The 14,724-nt window shown below is 63.7% G+C and carries 13 protein-coding genes; 6 read left to right on the top strand and 7 right to left on the bottom strand.

Annotated features, from left to right (window positions below; genetic code table 11):
• Positions 1-112: 112 nt before the first annotated feature.
• On the bottom strand, positions 113-1,003 hold the full coding sequence (locus tag AC2CQI_RS22775) for a LysR family transcriptional regulator (protein ID WP_484580658.1): 891 nt from the start codon (positions 1,001-1,003) through the stop codon (positions 113-115).
• Positions 1,004-1,094: 91 nt separating this feature from the next.
• Here AC2CQI_RS22775 and AC2CQI_RS22770 point away from each other — a divergent pair, with 91 nt between their 5' ends.
• The 4 genes from AC2CQI_RS22770 to AC2CQI_RS22755 all read left to right on the top strand — a co-directional run bounded on the left by AC2CQI_RS22770 (position 1,095) and on the right by AC2CQI_RS22755 (position 4,474).
• On the top strand, positions 1,095-1,427 hold the full coding sequence (locus AC2CQI_RS22770) for a DMT family transporter (RefSeq protein WP_075804799.1): 333 nt from the start codon (positions 1,095-1,097) through the stop codon (positions 1,425-1,427).
• 62 nt (positions 1,428-1,489) lie between these two features.
• On the top strand, positions 1,490-2,665 hold the full coding sequence (locus AC2CQI_RS22765; protein WP_484577948.1) for an NAD(P)/FAD-dependent oxidoreductase: 1,176 nt from the start codon (positions 1,490-1,492) through the stop codon (positions 2,663-2,665).
• The gene (locus AC2CQI_RS22760; RefSeq protein WP_484577947.1) at positions 2,662-3,474 is read left to right on the top strand and encodes an aldo/keto reductase; all 813 of its coding nucleotides are present in this window, start codon (positions 2,662-2,664) and stop codon (positions 3,472-3,474) included. The genes AC2CQI_RS22765 and AC2CQI_RS22760 overlap by 4 nt, the downstream gene beginning before the upstream one ends.
• A gap of 40 nt (positions 3,475-3,514) precedes the next feature.
• Complete coding sequence (locus AC2CQI_RS22755; RefSeq protein ID WP_484577946.1) at positions 3,515-4,474, top strand: metal ABC transporter ATPase; 960 nt, start codon at positions 3,515-3,517, stop codon at positions 4,472-4,474.
• Positions 4,475-4,622: 148 nt separating this feature from the next.
• Here the strand turns inward: AC2CQI_RS22755 and hldE are convergent, their stop codons facing one another.
• Both hldE and msbA read right to left on the bottom strand, forming a co-directional pair.
• The gene (hldE, locus tag AC2CQI_RS22750; protein ID WP_075804803.1) at positions 4,623-6,044 is read right to left on the bottom strand and encodes a bifunctional D-glycero-beta-D-manno-heptose-7-phosphate kinase/D-glycero-beta-D-manno-heptose 1-phosphate adenylyltransferase HldE; all 1,422 of its coding nucleotides are present in this window, start codon (positions 6,042-6,044) and stop codon (positions 4,623-4,625) included.
• A gap of 131 nt (positions 6,045-6,175) precedes the next feature.
• Positions 6,176-7,981 carry a lipid A export permease/ATP-binding protein MsbA gene (gene msbA, locus AC2CQI_RS22745; protein ID WP_075804804.1) on the bottom strand — a complete coding sequence of 602 codons (1,806 nt, stop codon included), beginning with the start codon at positions 7,979-7,981 and terminating at the stop codon, positions 6,176-6,178.
• Between the two features lie 154 nt (positions 7,982-8,135).
• On the opposite strand from msbA, the gene AC2CQI_RS22740 reads away from it, so the two are divergent.
• Positions 8,136-9,980 carry an O-antigen ligase family protein gene (locus tag AC2CQI_RS22740; RefSeq protein ID WP_484577945.1) on the top strand — a complete coding sequence of 615 codons (1,845 nt, stop codon included), beginning with the start codon at positions 8,136-8,138 and terminating at the stop codon, positions 9,978-9,980.
• A gap of 11 nt (positions 9,981-9,991) precedes the next feature.
• Entirely contained in the window at positions 9,992-11,185 is a 1,194-nt protein-coding gene (locus AC2CQI_RS22735) for an acyltransferase family protein (RefSeq protein WP_484577944.1), read from the top strand.
• A 1-nt stretch (position 11,186) separates the two neighbouring features.
• Here the strand turns inward: AC2CQI_RS22735 and AC2CQI_RS22730 are convergent, their stop codons facing one another.
• Genes AC2CQI_RS22730 through AC2CQI_RS22715 form a run of 4 tightly spaced genes read right to left on the bottom strand, consistent with a single transcriptional unit; the run spans position 11,187 to position 14,724 of the window.
• Positions 11,187-11,801 carry a CatB-related O-acetyltransferase gene (locus AC2CQI_RS22730; protein WP_075804807.1) on the bottom strand — a complete coding sequence of 205 codons (615 nt, stop codon included), beginning with the start codon at positions 11,799-11,801 and terminating at the stop codon, positions 11,187-11,189.
• A gap of 6 nt (positions 11,802-11,807) precedes the next feature.
• Complete coding sequence (locus AC2CQI_RS22725) at positions 11,808-12,692, bottom strand: glycosyltransferase (RefSeq protein ID WP_075804808.1); 885 nt, start codon at positions 12,690-12,692, stop codon at positions 11,808-11,810.
• The gene (locus AC2CQI_RS22720; protein ID WP_484577943.1) at positions 12,689-13,843 is read right to left on the bottom strand and encodes a glycosyltransferase; all 1,155 of its coding nucleotides are present in this window, start codon (positions 13,841-13,843) and stop codon (positions 12,689-12,691) included. Before AC2CQI_RS22720 ends, AC2CQI_RS22725 begins: the two co-directional genes overlap by 4 nt.
• Entirely contained in the window at positions 13,840-14,724 is an 885-nt protein-coding gene (locus AC2CQI_RS22715; RefSeq protein ID WP_484577942.1) for a DUF6625 family protein, read from the bottom strand. The genes AC2CQI_RS22720 and AC2CQI_RS22715 overlap by 4 nt, the downstream gene beginning before the upstream one ends.

Genomic DNA, 14,724 nt, shown 5'->3' with positions numbered 1-14,724 from the left:
TTTTGGGGGCGCTTTGCGCCCCTTCGCGGGCAAGCCACGCTCCTACAGGACACGCGTTCCAAGGTAGGAGCGTGGCTTGCCCGCGAAGGACCGCAAAGCGGTCCCAATGGGCCTACCCCATCTCCCGCAGATGCACCGCAAACCGTTCAGCCAGCCACTGCGCTGCCGGCCCCAAAGGCTCATCCCGACGCCAGGCCAGCTCCACCACCAGCGCCGGCGGCCGCCATTCGCAATCCAGCTCGACCATCTGCTGTTGATAAGCCGGGTACTGCACCACATGCCGCGGCAACCAGGCCCAGCCCAGCCCGCGCTGCAACAGTTCGGCCATCACATAGAAACTGTCCGCCCGCCACACCAGCGGACTGGCCGGCTCCCCTCCGGCATAGCCACTGTCCCGCGGATTGACCAACAGTTGCCGGTGCCGCGCCAGATGCTCGCAACTGACCCGCCCGACCTCCGCCAGCGGATGCCCCAGCGGACACACCGTGACCATCTCGATACTGCCCAGCACCCGCCGCTCCAGGGCATCGGGCACCTGCTCATGGTGAAACATCAAGCCCAGGTCCGCCCGCCGCTCCACCAGTTGCCGCGCCACATCGCCCTGGGCACTGCTGGCCATCTGCACTTCGAGCAGGGGAAACTGCCGCGAAAGCTCGTCCAGGCTCTCGACCACCGGCTGATACGGCATCGCTTCATCATGGGTCAGACGCAAGCGCGGCTCCTGCCCGCGCATCAAGGCCGACGCCCGCCCTTCAAGGCGCTCGCACTGGCGCAGCAACTCCCGGGCATCCTCCAGCAACGCCGCCCCCGCCTCGGTCAACTGCGGCTGGCGCCCGCTGCTACGCTCGAACAGCGTCAGCCCAAGATCAGCCTCCAGCATCGCGATGGCATTGCTCACCGCCGACTGCGCCCGCCCCGCGACCCTTGCCACGGCAGAGAACGAACGCCGCTCGGCCACTTCGACGAACAGGCGCACCTGCTCCAGATTCCATTGCGGTTGAATCATCCAGCCTATCTCCCCAGCAGATAGGAAATGACTTTACCGCATCTGGCCAAGCCCTAGAATGCGCGAGCCACCAGAGGAGCGCCCGACCATGAATGCCTACACCTATCTCGCCATCGCCATCTGCGCCGAAGTCATCGCCACCGCGTCGATGAAGGCGGTCAAGGGCCTGAGCACGCCGCTGCCGCTGCTGCTGATGGTCTGTGGCTACGGCGTGGCGTTCTGGATGCTGACCCTGGTGGTGCGCAGCATTCCGGTGGGCATCGCCTATGCCATCTGGTCGGGCCTGGGCATCGTCCTGATCAGCATCGCCGCCCTGGTGATCTACGGGCAGAAACTCGACCTGCCGGCCATGCTCGGCATGGCCTTGATCGTCAGCGGCGTGATCGTGATCCAGCTGTTCTCGAAAACCGCCGGGCATTGATGCCGGAAAAGCTGTCAACGGGCTTATACTTCCCCGCCTGTCCAGCTTGTTGAGGTAACTGCATGTCATCGGTCATTTCCACCGACGTCCTGATCGTCGGCGCGGGGGTTGCGGGTCTCTGGCTCAACGCCCGGCTGCGGCGCCTGGGCTACTCGACGGTGCTGGTGGAACGCAGCAGCGTCGGTGGCGGGCAGACCCTCAAGTCCCAGGGCATCATCCACGGCGGCGCCAAATACGCGCTGCATGGCGCCCTGACCGGCGCCTCGGAAGCCATCGCCGACATGCCGCGACGCTGGCGCGAAGCCCTGGCCGGCAACGGCGAGCTGGATCTGTCCGGCGTGCGCCTGTTGTCCGAGGCCCACTATCTCTGGTCCCCCGGCACCCTGGCCGGCAATCTCACCAGCTTCTTCGCCAGCAAGGCGGTGCGCGGCCGGGTCGACCAGGTCAAGGGCGACCAGTTGCCGCCCGCCCTGCAGGACCGCGGCTTCAAGGGCAAGGTCTATCGCCTGGCCGAACTGGTGGTGGACGTGCCGAGCCTGCTGCAGCGCCTGGCCGAACTCGCCGGCGACAGCCTGCTCGCTGGCGAGCGCATCGAGCCGTTGCGCAACGGTGACGAATTGGTAGGCCTGCGCGTCGACGACCGCGAAATCCGTGCCCAACGCATCGTGCTCAGTGCCGGCGCCGGCACCGCCGACCTGCTCGCCGACCTCGGCCTGAGCCAGCCGGCCATGCAACGCCGCCCCCTGCACATGGTGATCGCCAAGGGCCCAAGCCTGAAGCCGCTGTATGCCCATTGCCTGGGCGGCGGACCGAAACCGCGCATCACCGTGACCACCCACCCGGCCGCCGATGGCCAGTGGGTCTGGTACCTCGGCGGCGATATCGCCGAAGCCGACGGCGTGGCCCGTGAACCCGAGGCACAGATCGCTGCGGCGAAGAAGGAAGTCGCCGGCCTGCTGCCGTGGGTCGACCTGAGCCAGGTGCGCTGGGCCACCCTGCGGGTCGATCGGGCCGAGCCGGCGCAGTCCGGCCTGGTGCGCCCGGACAACGCCTTCCTCGCCGACCAGCACAACCTGCTGGTGGGCTGGCCAACCAAGCTGGCCCTGGCCCCTGACTTCGCCGACCGCGTGCTGCACGCCCTCGACCGCGACGGCATCAAGCCCGGCAATCTGCCGGCCCTGCCCGACCTGCCGAAGCCAGCGCTGGCCCAACCGGAATGGGATCGCCTGCTGCCATGACCCTGCCAACCCTGCACGATCTGCACCGCCCGCTGGGCAGCACCGGACTGTCGGTTTCACCGCTGGGCCTGGGCACCGTCAAGCTCGGCCGCGACCAGGGCGTGAAATACCCCAACGGCTTCACCATCCCCGACGACGACACCGCCCGCCTGTTGCTGGGCCAGGCCCGTGACCTCGGCATCAACCTGATCGACACCGCCCCGGCCTATGGCCGCAGCGAGGAACGCCTCGGCCCGCTGCTGCGCGGCCAGCGTGATCAGTGGGTGATCGTCAGCAAGGTCGGCGAAGAGTTCGAGGACGGCCAGTCCCGCTTCGACTTCAGCGCAGCCCATACCCGCGCCTCGGTGGAACGTAGCCTGCAACGCCTTGAAACAGACTGCATCGACCTGGTCCTGGTCCACTCCAACGGCGACGACCTGCGCATCCTCGAGCAGGAAGAGGTCTACCGGACCCTCGCCCTGCTCAAGCAGGAAGGCAAGATCCGCGGCTTCGGCTTCTCCGGCAAAACCGTCGAAGGCGGGCTGAAAGCCCTGGAACAGGGCGATTGCGCGATGGTCACCTACAATCTCAACGAGCAGGCCGAGCGCCCGGTCCTCGACTATGCCGCGGCCCATGGCAAGGCGATCCTGGTGAAGAAGGCCCTGGCCAGCGGGCATGTGTGCCTGAGCCCGGGATTCGATCCGGTCAAGGCCAGCTTCGAGTTGCTGTTTGCCCATCCCGGCGTCGGCAGTGCTATTGTCGGGACCATCAATCCCCTGCACCTGGCCCACAACGTGGCGATCGTCGCCCAGGTGCTGCGCCAGCACTGAGCCGCCGCCGCGGCCGACCCCAACGCAAGAAGGAGCCGACATGCCGCGAACGCTGATCCGCAAGAACCCGAGCAACTTCAAGACCCTGCCCCTGCACGTCGAAGCCGGCGTGGAGGGCTTGAGCTACCAGAGCATCGGCCGGCCGCTGAACTTCGCCCAGACCCTGCAGCGGCGCAAGTCTATCCAGTTGCCGGATCACGAGCGCTTCGCTGTCGAACTGGCCAACCTCGGGGTTTCGGTGCGCCTGACCCTGTGCTGGCAGCACCGCGATTACTGGGTACTGGTGCGCCAGCGCCGCCAGGACCGCGGCGATGTGGTGCTCAAGCTGATCTCCGGTTACGTCCCGGCCCAGGAGCTCAACCTGCCGCTGCACACGGCAGTGCAGGAAGTAGCGGAGGAATGCCTGCTGGAAACCCCGGAAGGCTGGCTCGGCGGACGTTTCAACGACACCTGGCTGCCGGCGCCCTATGCCGCCGCCCTGCACTATCGCGAGTCGCTGTCGTTCAACCTCACGCCGCATACCGGCGCGGCGCGGCCGGTGCGTTGCGGCAGCCAGCAACTGATCGAGCGCCCGCGGGCCTATGTGCATCTGCCGACGGCGTCGCTGCAACTGATCTACGACCTGCGCCTGCAGGTGCCGAAGGAAGCCAAGTCGCTGAGCCTGTTCCATGTCGACGAGCGCCTCGAAGGCGACCAGCTTGTCGCCCGGCTGGATCGCGCGCGCCCTGACCTGTACCTGATGCCGCTGGAAGATGGGAAACCGTTGCCGGAGCTGTACACCCTGAGGAAGGATGCGCTGGTACCGGCAAGCACCCGCGGCCTGTATCTGGCGGAGAGCTTCGCGCAGCAGGACGGCTGGGTGGTGAAGGACGAGCGTATTCGCTGGAAGGACTGGTTGCGTCAGCAGGGGCTGACGCCGAGCAAGCCCAGTGGCTTGCAGCGGATTACCGGGAAGGCGAAGGCCTTGTTGCAGATAGCGCGGGGCGGCTTGAGCAAATAGACGACACGGACCCTGTGGGAGCTGGCTTGCCAGCGATAGGGCCATCATGAACAAAGATGTTGTCTGATCTGGCCTCATCGCTGGCAAGCCAGCTCCCACAGGGGACCGCGTGAACCAAAAGGGCCTGCAATGCAGGCCCTTCTGGATTTCAGTTCTTGCGGATCTTCTCGACGATCGCCGTGGTCGAGCTGTTTTCCACCAGCCCCAGCACCTTCACAGTACCGCCATAGGCCTTGACGATATCCGCGCCGACCACCTGGTCGATGCCGTAGTCGCCGCCCTTGACCAACACATCCGGCTTGACCTGGCTCAGCAGGTTTTCCGGGGTGCCTTCGGCGAAGCTGATCACCCAGTCCACCGCGCCGAGACCGGCCAATACCGCCATGCGCCGGTCGACACTGTTGATCGGACGCCCAGGCCCTTTCAGGCGGCTCACCGAAGCATCGTCGTTGACCGCGACGATCAAGCGGTCGCCCTGGGCCCGCGCCTGCTCCAGGTAGGTCACGTGACCGGCATGGAGAATGTCGAAGCAGCCATTGGTGAAGACGATCTTTTCCTTGTGCGCACGGGCATCGTCGATGGCCAGCAGCAGTTGTTCGAGCCCCAGTACACCGCGCTCGGAGCCTTCCTCGCGCTGGATCGCCCGGCGCAGTTCCGGCGCGCTGATCGCCGCAGTACCCAGCTTGCCAACCACGATGCCCGCGGCCAGGTTGGCCAGGCCCACTGCGTTGGGCAGGTCCTCGCCTGCCGCGATGGCGGCAGCCAGGGTGGAGATCACCGTGTCGCCGGCACCGGTGACATCGAAGACTTCACGGGCCCGGGCCGGCAGGTGCAGGGCCGGGTGATCCGGGCGCAGCAGGGTCATGCCGTGCTCGCCACGGGTCACCAGCAAGGCGCCCAGTTCCAGCTCGCGCATCAGCTCGCCGCCCTTGGCCACCAGCTCGGCCTCGTCGGCACAACGGCCAACGATGGTTTCGAATTCGCTGAGGTTCGGGGTGATCAGGCTGGCGCCACGGTAGATGGAGAAATCCTTGCCCTTGGGGTCGGCCAGCACCGGGATACCGCGCTCGCGAGCCGCCTGGATCAGGCTCTGGTGGTTCTTCAGCGCGCCCTTGCCGTAGTCGGACAGGACCAGCACCTTGACCCCTTCGAGCAAGGCATCCACTTCGGCGCCGAGGGACAGCGGATCGGTGGCGAAGGGTTCTTCGAAGTCGATACGCAGCAGTTGCTGGTGACGGCTCATGACCCGCAGCTTGACGATGGTCGGCTGGTGGGCGATGCGCTGGAACACCGAACGCACGCCGGCCGCCTGCAGGCTGTTGGCCAGGCTGTCGGCCGCTTCGTCCTGGCCGGTCACACCGACCAGTGCAGCCGGGGCACCCAGCGCGGCGATGTTCAAGGCAACGTTGGCCGCGCCGCCGGGACGATCCTCGATCTGCTCGACCTTGACCACCGGCACCGGGGCCTCAGGCGAGATCCTCGAAGTACCGCCATGCCAGTAGCGGTCGAGCATGACATCGCCGACCACCAATACCGGGGCTTGATCGAAACGCGGCATGGACAACTTCATGGATAACCCATCAGACAGAATGAACAGGGGCGGGATATTAGCACAGGGTTGGCGACAGCTCGCCTGTGCCCGTTGTCGGGGAATTCGGAACGCAAAGCAGCGCCGGGCCATTGCGGCCCGGCGCAGTTGTTTCAGGTGATGTCGGCCTTGCTCGGCTCGTCCAGGCCCATGGCATGCAGGCGGGCGTAGTAGCCGTTGGCGGCGAGCAGTTGCCCGTGGGTGCCACGTTCGACGATACGGCCCTGGTCCATGACCAGGATCAGGTCGGCCTTCTCGATGGTGGACAGGCGGTGGGCGATGACCAAGGTGGTGCGGCCTTTCATGACCTGGTCGAGCGCGGCCTGGATATGCCGTTCGGACTCGGTGTCCAGCGCCGAAGTCGCCTCGTCGAGGATCAGCAGCGGCGCGTTCTTCAGCAAGGCCCGGGCGATCGCCAGGCGCTGGCGCTGGCCGCCGGAAAGCAGCACGCCGTTCTCGCCGACCTGGGTATCGAAGCCTTGCGGCAACTGGTCGACGAAGTCCTTGGCATAGGCGGCAGCGGCCGCTGCCTCGACGTCGGCACGCGGCGCACCGGCCAGGTCACCGTAGGCGATGTTGTTGGCCACACTGTCGCTGAACAGGGTGACGTGCTGGGTCACCTGGGCGATATGCCGGCGCAGGTTGAGCAGGCGGTAGTCCTCGACCTCGACGCCATCCAGGAGAATCTCGCCCTGGTTGTGATGGTAGAAGCGCGGGATCAGGCTGGCCAGGGTCGACTTGCCGCTGCCCGAGCGTCCGACCAGTGCGATCATCTGCCCCGGCTCGGCGGTGAAGCTGATGTCGTCCAGCACCAGGCGCTCGGTGCCCGGGTAGGTGAAGCTGAGGTTGCGCACCTCGAGGCGACCGGTGACGGTATCGCGCTCGACAGTGCCCTTGTCCAGCTCCGGCTCGACATCCAGTTGTTCGAAGATGCTCTCGGCACCGGCGACGCCCTTCTGGATGGTCGAGCTCACTTCAGACAGTTGGCGAATCGGCTTGGGCAGCAGGCCGGCCAGGGTAATGTAGGCCACCATGTCGCCCGCCGAGGCGTCGCCGCGCAGATAGAGCACGAGGAACATCAGGATGGCCATGGCGGTATAAATGACCAGCTGCAGCAGCGGCGTATAGATGGCCCCGGTGCGGGTCATGCGCAGTTGCTTGTCGGTGTTGCTCTGGCTGGCGCCAAGGAAGCGCTTCTGCTCGTAGGTCTCGCCACCGAAGCTGCGCACCACGCGGTAGCCCTGGATGGTCTCGGACGCCACATGGGTGACATCGCCCATCGCCACCTGGATCTTCTTGCTCTGCTTGCGGAATTTCTTGCTGGCGCGGCTGACCATGAAGGCGATCAGCGGCAGGATGGCGATCATCACCAGGGTCAGGCGCCAGTTCATCAGCAACAGCGAGCCGAACAGGAAGACCACGGTCATGCCTTCGCGGATCACCACCTTGATCGCATCGGTGGCCGCTCCGGTCACCATGGTGACGTTGAAGGTGATGCGCGAGATCAGGTGCCCGGAGTTGTGCTTGTCAAAATAGCGATTGGGCAGGGTCAGCAGGTTATTGAAGAGTTGCACACGCAAGTCATGGACCAGGCCAAGGGAGACCTTGGCCAGGAAGTAGTTGCCAAGGAAAGAACCCAGGCCCTGCCAGGCCGCGATCAGGATGATCAGCAGCGGCACCGCCTGCAGCAATTGCAGGTCGCGCAGGTAGGGGACGGACGGGAACAGCACCGCTTCGGGATTGGACAGGCCATCGACGAAGTACTTGAGGATGTAGCCCAGCATGGGTTGGGTCGAGGCGAAGATCAGGAAGCCGACGATACTCAGCAGGAACAGGCCAATATAGGGCCGGACGTAGCCGAGCAGGCGGAAGTAGATCTTCATGCTCGAGGGGCTGGCGGAGCCACTGGAATCGGTCATGTCAGGGAAGTAACTGGAAATTGGGAGGCCGACTTTAACACAGCTTCATGACAGGGTAATTCGCCCGGTGTCCGGCGACCGGCCCAGGTTTCACAGCGCAACGCAGACAGCTGGGTTAGTATTGCCGCTTCTGAAATCATCACCAGCCTAGCCTATGCATCCGAGCCGCATTCACCAAGGCGCCAATCGCCTGTTCGACTTAATCTGTTTATGGATCCTGCCGATTGGATACTTCCTGCTGCTGAGTGCGCTTTTCTACCTGCCGGACCGCAGTTTCCACCACAAGCTTTTCTATGCCCTGTTCAGCATACCGACCCTGCTCGCGCTGCTGCTGCGCCCGCGCGAAGTTGCGGCGCTGGCTCGTGAGCCGATCGTCGTCCTGTTCGTGTTGTTCGCGCTCTACGCGGTGGCAAGCCTGGCCTGGAGCCCTACGACCGACAGCACCAGCAGTCTGATCAAGCGTCCTCTGCATACGCTGATGCTGTTCGCCGGTACATGCCTTCTGCTGCGCCACCGCCCTGAGCTCCTCAAGGGGATTTTCCTCGCCGCGGCCCTGGTCGTGCTGGTGGCCAGTCTCAGGGATCTCTACTACTTTGCCCTGACCTACGTCGACGGGTTACGCCTGGAAGGTTCGGGAGCGATGGACAACCCATTGCTCAGTTCTCACCTGTTCGGTTTCTTCTGTACCTACTGGCTGGTCATGTGCATCACTGACAGGCGCCCTCGCTTCCTGGTCCTGAGCCTGGTCGGGCTGACGGTGATGTTCGCCGCCGTAATCGCCACTGGTTCGCGAACCCCGTTGGTAGCACTGACCCTGGCGCTAGGCTGGATCGTCATGCTGCGCGCCAACCGGCGCACGCTGCCGCTGCTCCTGGCGATTCCGCTGATTGCTCTCGCCCTGGTGGCTTTCGCCCCGGAAATGATCGTCGGCCGCGGCGATTCGTACCGCTTCGAAATCTGGCGTTTCAGCTGGAACCTGATCCTCGACCACCTGTTGTTCGGGCACGGGTACGACGCGCCGATGGTGGTCGACCTGAATATCGGCTGGCTATTGAGTGAGCCGCATAACTTTGCCCTTGGCGTGCTGTACAACGTTGGCGTGGTCGGCTTTGTTCCATGGATCGGCATGATCGCCTATGCCCTTTACAGTGGCTGGCGGCACCGCGAGAGCAAATACTTCGTCCTGGTTTCGACCTTGCTGGCCTTCGGTATCGGTGCCGGCCTTACCGAGGGTGGCGGCATCCTCTCCCGCCCGAAGGAGCACTGGTTCCTGATATGGATTCCACTGGCGCTGATGGCCGCCCTGAACATAGCCCGACGTGAGGGCCGGTTGCTGGCCTTGGAACCCCGGGCCATTTCAGTGACGCAGGCCAGGCAGATGGCTGAACAGGGCGAGGTCATCGAAGAAGACGGGCTGGGTCCCAAGGTCCTGCGCTTGCAGGACGGCAGCTTCCTCAAGCTTTTCCGCCGCCGCCGCTGGTACACCTCGGAAAGCCTGAATCCCTATTCCCAGCGCTTCGCCAGAAACAGCCAACAACTGTCGGCCATGGGCTTCACCACCCCGCAGGTACTTGATCTGTATCGTTATGCCGATGGCGGCAAGGGTGTTCGCTACCAGCCACTCCCTGGCCAGACCCTACGCCAGGCCCTGGAGCGCTGCGCTACCCGGGCGGAAAGGGAGAAACTGGTCTATCGTCTTGGCCGCTTCATTGCACAGTTGCACCAGAATGGCGTGTATTTCCGCTCGCTGCACCTGGGCAATGTCCTGCTGCTCGAGGACAACGATTTCGGCCTGATCGACCTGGCCGACATGCGTATCCAGCCTTCGCCACTGTCCCCGGGATTACGCCAGCGCAACCTGCGACACATGCAGCGCTACGCCCAGGACCGGGAATGGCTGTTCGAAGAAAGCGTCGAGGCGCTGCTTTGCGGCTACGCCGAAATTGCACCGGCCTTCACGCAACGGATGCGCGAGCATCTTCAGCCCTCCCAAAAATAAAAGTACGACCTATGCTCACTGCTCCCCTGCTGTCACTCGCGGCCTACACCCTGGCCTTGATGGTGGCGGCACTCCTGGTCAGGATCCCGGGCATCGCCCGCAACCTGCCGTTCAACGCTGAGCGCGCCACGGCTATCGACGGCCTGCGTGGCTATCTCGCTTTCGCGGTGTTCATCCACCACGCCGCCATTGCCTGGCAGTTCCACCAGACTGGCCAGATCGCTATGCCGACCGATCGTTTCTTCGCCCAGATTGGCCAGGTCGGTGTCGCGCTGTTCTTCATGATCACCGGCTTCCTGTTCTGGGACCGCCTGCTCAAGCAGGGCCGCGATCATGACTGGCGAGCCTTTGCGATTTCCCGGGTGTTCCGCCTCTATCCTTTATACGTGCCATTGCTCGCGGCCCTGGTCGTCACCGCGTTCTACCTGCAAGGATGGACACTGCAGGAAAGCCCGCAGCAGTTGCTCAAGCATGTGGCCCTGTGGCTGATATTCGACCGCCCCGACATCAACCAGGTCGCCGGGACCGGGACACTGATTTCCAACGTCACCTGGACCCTGACCTACGAGGTGTACTTCTACCTGGCGCTACCGTTGCTAGGAATGATCTTCATCTACCGCGGCGCGCACGCCAAAACCATTGCCTGCCTGGTAGGCCTTTATCTGCTCGCGCAGGTGGTCGGCTGGGAGCACTCGCTGAAGAAAAAGTACCTGCTGAGCTTCCTCGGCGGTATCGCGGCGGCGTACTGGATCCGCAAACCGGCGCTGGTCGATTGGGGGCGTAGCCGGCTGGCGGCGATAGTTGCGCTGATCCTGCTACTGGCAGTGCTGACTCTGTTGCGCAAAACCTTCGCCGTCTTCCCCCTGCTGTTGCTGAGCGGTTTTTTCTTCGTGGTGGTGTCGGGCAACGATCTGTTCGGCGCGCTACGTCTGCGCAGCGTTCGCTGGATGGGGGAAATCAGCTACAGCACCTATCTTCTGCACGGTTTCCTGCTGTGGTGGGTGGCTTACCATTGGTACCCGCAGGCCGGCTTCGCCATGGATGACCCCCTGCCGTTCCTGACGATGATCGCGGTCTGCTGCGCCCTGCTGGTGCTGATCAGCAGCCTGACCTTCCTGATATTCGAAAAGCCGGGTATCGCCAAGGGCAAACAGTGGGTGCAGCATTGGCGCCTCAAACGCGCAGCGCTGGGGGAGAAAGCCTGATTCAGCGGTTTCGGGCGTAATCGAGAAACGCCCGGATATCGTCGTTGCAGAGTTTCGCCAGGATCTGGCGAATCTCCGCTTCAGGCCACTCCCACCAGGCCGCCCGCAACAGTTCGGCACGAATGTCTTCCGGGAAGCGCCAGTTGATCACCTTCGCCGGATTACCGCCAACGATCGCATAGGGCGGCACGTCACGGGTTACCAGGGCGCCAGCGGCAACGATGGCGCCATGACCGACCGTCACGCCCGAGAGGATGCTGCTGTTGGAACACAGCCAGACATCGTTGCCGATGATCACATCGCCACGGGTGCCGTTGTAGTCCTTGATATGCGCCGCTTCGTCGAACATCGCCGGAAAGGGATAGGTGGTGACCCAGTCGGCACGGTGATGCCCGCCCAGAAAGATCTGCACGCCCTCGGCGATCGAGCAGTACGCCCCGATCTTCAGCGTCGAACCTTCCTGCCAGTCATGCACCTCGGGCAGGCCGTAGCTGCCGACACCGAACTCATACTGTGGATAACGCGCCTTGAAACGCGCGCGGCCGCGTTCGCTGCGAGGCAGCTTGCGGATCTCGCGCTTGGCGCGTTTTTCCAGGAACCGTGTAATCCAGCCCATCAGTCTTCAGCCCCGCTCCAGTGGCGAGAACAACAGCCGCCCCAGGCCGCGCCAGGTCTTGCGGGTGAACGCCCTGAGCGGAATCTGCGCCAGCAGCTCCCGGGCCAGCTTGCGATCACGGTTCGCCACCTTCAGGAACATCGAGTTCAAGGCCTTGAACTTGACCTCCTCATAAGCCGGATGATCGCTGAAATGCGCGTAGATGCGCAGGATGCTTTCGATCATGAAACGGTGATTCTTGTATGAGTTGGTCGCGTGCTTGCGGTAGCGCGCCATGACCACAGGCAGGCCGTCGATGACATAGCCGGCATGGGTGATCTTCAGCTCGATGTAGAGGTCTTCGAGGCGGATATCCGGGTTGAAACCACCGACCTTCTCCAGCGCTTCACGGCGGAACAGCAGGGTCGGCGCCGGCGGATAGGGCTTGCGCTCCAGGAACATGTCCTCGAAGTCGGAGCGCCTGAACGGGACATCACGGCGCTGGCGCTTCTCGGGGAAGAGCTCACCCTTGGAATCGATCAGCTCGATATTGCCCGCACAGATACCCACCTCGGGCTTGTCGGCCATATGCGCGACCTGAATGGCGATGCGGTCCGGCATCATGATGTCGTCCGAACCGAAGGTGGCGATCAGCTCACCATGGGAACGGGCGATACCGTCGTTCAGCGTACGGGTCAGCCCCTGGTTTTTCTGGACCTTGAAGTCGAACCCATGGATCGCCTGCAGACGCTGGATCCGCTCGACACTATCGTCGGTGGAACCATCGTCGATCACCAGCAGCTCGACATTCGGGTAGGTCTGATCGAGCACACTCTGGATGCTCTGCTCGATGTAGGGCCCGTGGTTGTAGGAAGCGATGATGACGCTTACCAGGGGTTGCTTGTCGCTCATGCCGGTTCCTTGTTCGCCTTGGCCAGGCCGGACTCGATCAGGTCCAGGTACTGCTGGCGGAATACGTCGATATCGTGGTTGTTCTGCAGGTACTGGTAAGTTTGCTCGCCCTTGGCCCGCAGGCTCTGTTCGTCGAGAGCCAGGTAGCTGTCCAGCGCGGTGGTGAGCTGGGCGACATTGCCCGGCTCGACCGCCAGCCCGCCCGCACCCTGGATCAACGGCAGCATCGCCGGCACGCTGGAGGCGATCACCGGCAGGCGCCCACTCATGCCTTCGAGCAGGGCCAGACCGAGCCCCTCGGCCATCGACGGCATGGCCCAGATATCGAACGCACGCACGTATTGCAGCGCGTTTTCCTTGAAGCCCAGCAGATGGGCGCGACCGTTCAGACCCAACTGGTCGATTTCGGCCTGAAGGTTCTGTTGTTCGCGACCGGCGCCGATGATCGCCAGTTGCGCCTGTGGGTATTTGTCCTTGAGCGCTGCGAAAGCCTTCAGCAGATGGGTATGCCCCTTGACCGGCACCAGACGCCCGAGCGCCCCGACCAGGCGCGCATCCGCCGCCAGCCCGAGCAACTCGCGGGCCTTCTCGCGGGAATGCTGCAGCGACTCGGCCTGGGGAATATCGATGGCGTTGGTGATGGCGTGGGTGTTCTGCTCAGTGAAGCCGCACTTGCAGTCAACCAGGTACTGCTTGACCGCCGGCGATACCCCGACGAACTGCCAATGCCTGTCCACCAGGCGCTGGGTCTGGCGGCGCCGGTAGAGACGGTCGTACTCGCCGAAGCCATGGGAAATGCCGATGCACAGCGGGATCTTCAGCCAGCGGTTGAGCTGCAGCATCATGTTGACCGGCTTGAAGCGGTTGCAGATCACCACGTCGAAGCCTTCCTTGCGGCAGAAGCGGTACATCTTCCACAACGCCATCAGGCGCATGCCCTTGAGGGCCTTGTCGCTGAACTCGAAATACACCGAATGATCGGAACGGCTTGCCGGCTCGCCAGGCCCTGGCTTGCCCTTGAGGAAGGCCATGGTGGTCTCGAAGCGGTCGGTCGGCAGCGCCTTGACGATCTGCTCGGCGAGATCGGCAAAGTCATGGCGCTTGATGTTGTAGTCCGGCTGCAGTTGCAACACCTTGAAACGTCGTTTCATAGGGCTCCCTGGTGAAAACCGTGCTGGTCGATCATCCAGCTCGACGACGACGCCAGACGGCGCACCTCGGCCGGATCTGGCGTGGGCATTTGCGACCACTCGTTGCGTTTCCAGCAGACGAAATGGAAATACGGGAAGGTGCGCTGGCCATCACGGTCATTGCTCAGGCGCCCGTCCTGCCAGTACCAGTGCAGGGGGAAATCGCAGCTGCCGTCGTGCCATTTGATCACCCCGCCGGGCGTGCTGAACGCCTCGGTGAACTCGCTGCGGCGGCGCAGCGGATTGAACTTGCCGACCAGTTCGAACAGCGGTTTCGGAAAGTTCTTGCGCCACAGGAACAGGCGGCTGAACGCCCCTTCATCGATGGCATGGTGCTCGTGGTCGGTGAAGCGTTCACGCCAGTTCTTGATCCGCTTGAACAGGCCGCGCTGGTCGGCGGTATTGCGCATCACGCACAGATGCCCGGCCACCCGACGCTCGTGAGTGGAAAACAGGTCGTTGCGCGCTAGGCGCTCGGCGGTGAAATAGGCCCGCAGGTCACCGTAGACCAGGTCGATATCGCCGAAAGCCCAGAAATCGTAGCCCTGCAGACGGTCTTCGTGGATATAGCCGAGCGCCGGCTTGATATCGCACAGCTTGTAGGCATGCACCGGGGAAAAGTCGATCCCGAGGCGCGCCGACACCAATTGGCAATATTCCTGGTAGCTGATCGGCTCGACGGTGACGTTGGCCGGGAGGTTGTCCGGCACGCCGCAATCGCTGAACAGCAGCCAGTCGATGTCCGGGTTGCGCCGGCAGCTTTCCAGGTAGAACGGCATCCAGAACGGCCATTGTCCGAAATAAGGGATGACGAACAGGATCCGGGGTTTGGATTTGATCAC

The sequence above is a fragment of the Pseudomonas sp. P2S-1 genome, assembly GCF_057197725.1.
The sequence above is the reverse complement of the archived record's forward strand: the minus strand, read 5'-3'. Positions and strand labels throughout refer to the sequence as shown.

Bases quoted from the DNA above. Each gene is read 5' to 3' on its own strand.
- AC2CQI_RS22770 (WP_075804799.1), top strand. From the start codon at position 1,095: ATGAATGCCTACACCTATCTCGCCATCGCCATCTGCGCCGAAGTCATC.
- AC2CQI_RS22765 (WP_484577948.1), top strand. From the start codon at position 1,490: ATGTCATCGGTCATTTCCACCGACGTCCTGATCGTCGGCGCGGGGGTT.
- AC2CQI_RS22760 (WP_484577947.1), top strand. From the start codon at position 2,662: ATGACCCTGCCAACCCTGCACGATCTGCACCGCCCGCTGGGCAGCACC.
- AC2CQI_RS22755 (WP_484577946.1), top strand. From the start codon at position 3,515: ATGCCGCGAACGCTGATCCGCAAGAACCCGAGCAACTTCAAGACCCTG.
- hldE (WP_075804803.1), bottom strand. From the start codon at position 6,044: ATGAAGTTGTCCATGCCGCGTTTCGATCAAGCCCCGGTATTGGTGGTC.
- msbA (WP_075804804.1), bottom strand. From the start codon at position 7,981: ATGACCGATTCCAGTGGCTCCGCCAGCCCCTCGAGCATGAAGATCTAC.
- AC2CQI_RS22740 (WP_484577945.1), top strand. From the start codon at position 8,136: ATGCATCCGAGCCGCATTCACCAAGGCGCCAATCGCCTGTTCGACTTA.
- AC2CQI_RS22735 (WP_484577944.1), top strand. From the start codon at position 9,992: ATGCTCACTGCTCCCCTGCTGTCACTCGCGGCCTACACCCTGGCCTTG.
- AC2CQI_RS22730 (WP_075804807.1), bottom strand. From the start codon at position 11,801: ATGGGCTGGATTACACGGTTCCTGGAAAAACGCGCCAAGCGCGAGATC.
- AC2CQI_RS22725 (WP_075804808.1), bottom strand. From the start codon at position 12,692: ATGAGCGACAAGCAACCCCTGGTAAGCGTCATCATCGCTTCCTACAAC.
- AC2CQI_RS22720 (WP_484577943.1), bottom strand. From the start codon at position 13,843: ATGAAACGACGTTTCAAGGTGTTGCAACTGCAGCCGGACTACAACATC.